Genomic DNA, 5,198 nt, shown 5'->3' with positions numbered 1-5,198 from the left:
CTCGTCGATCTCCTCGGTGGCCGCCTCCTCGCCGCCGAGGGCCTGCACCAGCTTCTGGACGATATTCTGCGCCGAGACGTGGCCCTCGCCGATCGCCGCGTACAGCGCCGAGATGTCCGAGTAGCGCATCTCGTGGGCGAGCGTGACCAGCGAGTCGCCGGTGAGGATGCGCTGGATGGGCAGGTTCTGCTTGCGCATGGCCCGCACGATGGCGTCCTTGCCCTGCTCGATCGCCTCGTCCCGGCGCTCCTTGGAGAACCAGGCGCGGATCTTGTTGCGGGCGCGCGGTGACTTGACGAAGCCGAGCCAGTCCCGGGACGGGCCCGCGCCGGCCGCCTTGGAGGTGAAGACCTCCACCAGGTCGCCGTTGTCCAGGGTGGATTCGAGCGGTACGAGCCGGCCGTTGACCCGCGCTCCTATGGTGCGGTGGCCGACCTCGGTGTGGACGGCGTACGCGAAGTCGACCGGGGTGGCGCCGGCCGGCAACGCGATGACGTCACCCTTGGGGGTGAAGACGAAGACCTCGTTGCGGGACAGGTCGAAGCGCAGGGACTCCAGGAACTCGCCCGGGTCCTCGGTCTCCTTCTGCCAGTCCAGCAGCTGGCGCAGCCACGCCATGTCGTTGAGGTGGTCGTCCTTCTTGCCCGCCTTCGGCACGTCGGTGCGGACCTTGGAGGCGCCGGCGACGGCCTCCTGCTTGTACTTCCAGTGCGCGGCGATGCCGTACTCGGCGCGGCGGTGCATGTCGAACGTGCGGATCTGCAGCTCGACCGGCTTGCCGTTGGGCCCGATGACCGTCGTGTGCAGCGACTGGTACATGTTGAACTTGGGCATCGCGATGTAGTCCTTGAACCGGCCGGGGACCGGGTTCCACCGCGCGTGCACGGTGCCGAGGGCGGCGTAGCAGTCGCGCACGGTGTCGACGAGGACGCGGATGCCCACCAGGTCGTAGATCTCCGCGAAGTCACGGCCGCGGACGATCATCTTCTGGTAGACGCTGTAGTAGTGCTTGGGGCGGCCGGTGACGGTCGCCTTGATGCGGGCGGCGCGCAGGTCGGCCTGGACCTCGTCGGTCACTATGGCGAGGTACTCGTCCCGCTTGGGCGCCCGCTCGGCCACCAGCCGTACGATCTCGTCGTACATCTTGGGGTAGAGGATCGCGAAGGCGAGGTCCTCCAGCTCCCACTTGATGGTGTTCATGCCGAGGCGGTGGGCGAGCGGAGCATAGATCTCCAGCGTCTCCCGCGCCTTCTTCTCCTGCTTCTCGCGCTTGAGGTAGCGCATGGTGCGCATGTTGTGCAGGCGGTCCGCGAGCTTGATGACCAGGACGCGCGGGTCCTTGGCCATCGCCACGACCATCTTGCGCACGGTCTCGGCCTGCGCGGCCTCGCCGAACTTGACCTTGTCCAGCTTGGTGACGCCGTCGACGAGGAGGGCCACGGTGTCGCCGAAGTCGCGGCGGAGCTGGTCCAGGCCGTACTCGGTGTCCTCGACGGTGTCGTGCAGCAGCCCCGCCATCAGTGTGGCCGGATCCATGCCCAGCTCGGCGAGGATGGTGGTGACGGCGAGCGGGTGCGTGATGTACGGGTCGCCGCTCTTGCGCTTCTGGCCGCGGTGCCAGCGCTCGGCGACCTGGTAGGCGCGCTCGATCTGGCGCAGCGTGGAGTTCTCGATCTTGGGGTCGTTGCTGCGCACTATCCGCAGCAGCGGCTCCAGGACCGGGTTGTACGGGTTGGCGCGCTGGACGCCGAGGCGGGCGAGCCGGGCCCGGACGCGGTTGGAGGAGCCGGAGCGGGCGGGCTGCGCGGCGGGCTGGCGCACCACCGGCGGCTGTACCGGGCGCTCGGGCGGGGGCGGCTTGGGGCGCGAGGACTCGGCGCTCTTCTCGACCGGCGCGGACTGGGCGTGCTCGACCGCCCCGCGGGTGTCGTTCTTCACCTGGGAGGTGCTCGGCGCGGGCTTCGCCGCGGGGGCCGAGGCGGGCTCGGGCTTGGCGGCGGTCAGGTGCTGGGCCTCGTCTGGCAAGAGGGCTCCTCGTGCGCGATCCGGGTCCCCCGGTCAGGCTCCGGAGACCCCATGGTATCGATCCTGCGCCCGGTCATCGCCTGCGGGCGACCGTGAGGACCGTCAATCCGTGGAACGCCGGGGGTTCCCGTGGGATTCCGCAGGACCGATGGATGCGGGGTACCCCTCTCCGGGGCGTCCTCCCCTCGCTTTCCCGGTACCGGTGCCGGAACGCGGACGGCCGCCCCGGCGGTGCCGGGGCGGCCGTCCGCGGGTGCGGGGGCTCAGACCTGGAGGAGCGCCTCCAGCGGGGAACCGGCCAGGGCCGGTTCCAGACGGGCGCGTCCGTCGAGGAAGCCCAGTTCCATGAGGACCGCGAGGCCGCAGACGTCGGCGCCCGCGCGCCGGATGAGCTGGATCGCGGCCTCGGCGGTACCGCCGGTGGCCAGGACGTCGTCCACGATCAGGACGCGGTCGCCGGCCGCCAGGTCCTCCGCGTGCACCTCGATCTCCGCCGAGCCGTACTCCAGGTCGTACGCCTGGCGCAGGGTGGCTCCGGGCAGCTTGCCCGCCTTGCGGACCGGGATGAAGCCCAGGCCCGCGCGGACGGCGACCGGGGCGCCCAGGATGAAGCCCCGGGCCTCCAGGCCGACGACCTTGGTCGCGCCGGTGCCGGCGGCGATCTCGGCCAGTGCGTCGGTGAGCGCGGTGAAGGCCGCCGGGTCGGCCAGGAGCGGGGTGATGTCCTTGAACATCACGCCCGGCTCCGGGTAGTCGGCGACGTCGCGGATGCGGCTGAGCAGCAGCTCCTGGATGCCGGTCATCGGCGCTTCCCCGAGGCGCGGCCACGGCCGCGGCCGCGGGCGACGGGCTGGTTGCGCGGGCCCACCACGGCGGGCTCGCCGGCGTCGTCACCGGTGCCGCGGACTTCCGTGGCGTTCTCCTCCGCGCCCGCCTGGGCGCGCTTGGCCAGGACCCGCTTGGTGAGGGCCTTCATGGCCGGCTCGCGCTCCTTGAGGTCGGCGACGAGCGGCGTGGCGATGAAGATCGACGAGTAGGCACCGGCCGCGAGACCGACGAACAGCGACAGGGAGATGTCGTTGAGCGTGCCCGCGCCGAGGAAGCCGCCGCCGATGAAGAGCAGACCGGCGACCGGCAGCAGGGCGACGACCGTGGTGTTGATGGAGCGGACCAGGGTGCCGTTGATCGACCGGTTGGCGATGTCGCTGTACGTCCAGCGGGTCTGCTTGGTGATGTCCTTGGTCTGCTCCTTCAGGCTGTCGAAGACGACGACCGTGTCGTAGAGCGAGTAACCGAGGATGGTCAGCAGACCGATGACCGTGCCGGGCGTGACCTCGAAGCCGACCAGGGCGTAGATGCCGGTCGTGATGGTGATGTCGTGGATCAGCGCGACCAGCGCCGCGATGGCCATGCGCCACTCGAACGCGATCGCCAGGTAGATCACGACCAGCACCATGAAGATCGCCAGGCCCTCCCAGGCCTTGTTGGCGATCTGCTCGCCCCAGCTCGGGCCGACCAGGTCGGCGGCGAGCTTCTCCGGGTCGAGGTTCAGGTCCTTGGCCAGCTCCTGCTTGATCCGGTCGGACTGGCCGGTGTCGATGCCCGCGATCTGGATGCGCAGGCTGCCGTTGCCGAGCTTCTGCACGACCGCCTGGTGGCCGGAGGCGTCGTTGGCGTACTCCTCCGCCTTGGCCACCGAGGTGCTCATCTTGGTCGGCGTGGTGAAGACCGCGCCGCCCTGGAACTCGATGCCCATGTTCAGGCCGCGCACCGCCAGGCCGAGGATGGCCGTGATGGTGATCAGGATCGAGACGCCGTACCAGATCTTGCGCTTGCCGACGAAGTCGTACGAGATCTCGCCGCGGTGCAGTCGAGCGCCGAGGTTGCCGAGTTTCGACATGCTCACGCCTCCTTCGGGTCGGCGGGGCCGGCGACGGGACCGGCGGGACGGCGGGTGCGGCGCAGCGGCGGCTTGGCACCCAGGCTCTTCGGGTCGAGGCCGGACCACTTGTGGCCGTCCGCGAAGAACCGGCGGCGGGCCAGGAGCGTCATCAGCGGCTTGGTGAAGAAGAAGACGACGACGACGTCGAGGACGGTGGTCAGGCCCAGCGTGAACGCGAAGCCCTGGACCTTGCCGACCGTGACGATGAACAGCACCGCGGCGGCCAGGAACGACACGAAGTCCGAGACCAGGATGGTGCGCCGGGCACGCGGCCAGGCCCGCTCCACGGCGGGGCGCAGCGAGCGGCCCTCACGGATCTCGTCCCGGATGCGTTCGAAGTACACGATGAACGAGTCCGCGGTGATACCGATGGCGACGATGGCACCGCAGACGGCCGGCAGGTTCAGCGCGAAGTGGATGGCCGGGCCGAGCAGCGCCATGATCACGTAGGTGAGGATCGCGGACACCAGCAGGGACGCCATGGCCACGATCGACAGGCCGCGGTAGTAGACCACCAGGTAGATCACGACCAGCGCGAGACCGATGGCGCCGGCGAGCAGACCGGCACGCAGCTGCTCACCGCCGAGCGCGGCGGTGACGGTGGTGACGGACTGCTCCTGGAAGGACAGCGGCAGGGCGCCGTACGACAGCATGTTGGCGAGGCTCTGCGCCTCCTCCTGCTTGAAGCTGCCGGAGATCTCCGCCTGGCCGCCGGTGATGGCGGTGCTCACGTACGGGCTGGAGACGACCTCGCCGTCCAGGACGATGCCGAACTCGTTCTGCGGGGACTGGTTCTTGGCCAGCTGGCCGGTGATGTCGGCGAACTTCTTGGCCCCGCCGCCCGTGAAGGTCATCTGGACCTGCCAGCCGGCGGCGCCCTGGGTGTCGAAGACGGCCTGCGCCTTCTTCACCTCGGTGCCGTCCACGGCGGCCGGGCCGAGGACGTACTTGTACCAGGCGTCCTTGATCTGGCCGCAGGCCACGGTGGGGTCGCCGGGCTTGGCGTTCTTGCCGGCGCCCGCGCGGTCGGTGGCCTTGGTGCAGTCCAGGGCGGCGTACTGCGCCTGGAGCTTGGCCGCCGCCTGCGAGCCGCCGCTCGGCGAGGCCGACGGGGTGGCCGGCGCGCTGCCCGACGGCTTGCCGGTGCCGGAGGCGCTCGGCGAGGGAGTGGAGTCGGCCTTCAGCGCGTCGCTGACGGCGCGGCCCTGAGAGGTCGGCGAGGCCGTGGGGG

At 70.4% G+C, this 5,198-nt stretch carries 4 protein-coding genes; all 4 read right to left on the bottom strand.

The window, feature by feature from the left end; translation table 11 throughout:
* The coding region (locus IE312_RS27895) for a RelA/SpoT family protein (RefSeq protein ID WP_229900518.1) at positions 1-2,025 on the bottom strand (2,025 nt) is incomplete at its 3' end.
* 263 nt (positions 2,026-2,288) lie between these two features.
* Positions 2,289-2,828, bottom strand: coding sequence for an adenine phosphoribosyltransferase (locus IE312_RS27890; protein WP_189985059.1), 540 nt, complete (start codon positions 2,826-2,828; stop codon positions 2,289-2,291).
* The gene (gene secF / locus IE312_RS27885; RefSeq protein WP_189985108.1) at positions 2,825-3,925 is read right to left on the bottom strand and encodes a protein translocase subunit SecF; all 1,101 of its coding nucleotides are present in this window, start codon (positions 3,923-3,925) and stop codon (positions 2,825-2,827) included. Before secF ends, IE312_RS27890 begins: the two co-directional genes overlap by 4 nt.
* Positions 3,926-3,927: 2 nt before the next feature.
* The coding region (gene secD / locus IE312_RS27880) for a protein translocase subunit SecD (protein WP_229900517.1) at positions 3,928-5,198 on the bottom strand (1,271 nt) is incomplete at its 5' end.

Source organism: Streptomyces capoamus, from assembly GCF_014654935.1.
In the GTDB taxonomy this organism is placed as follows: Bacteria; Actinomycetota; Actinomycetes; order Streptomycetales; family Streptomycetaceae; genus Streptomyces; species Streptomyces capoamus.
The sequence above is the reverse complement of the archived record's forward strand: the minus strand, read 5'-3'. Positions and strand labels throughout refer to the sequence as shown.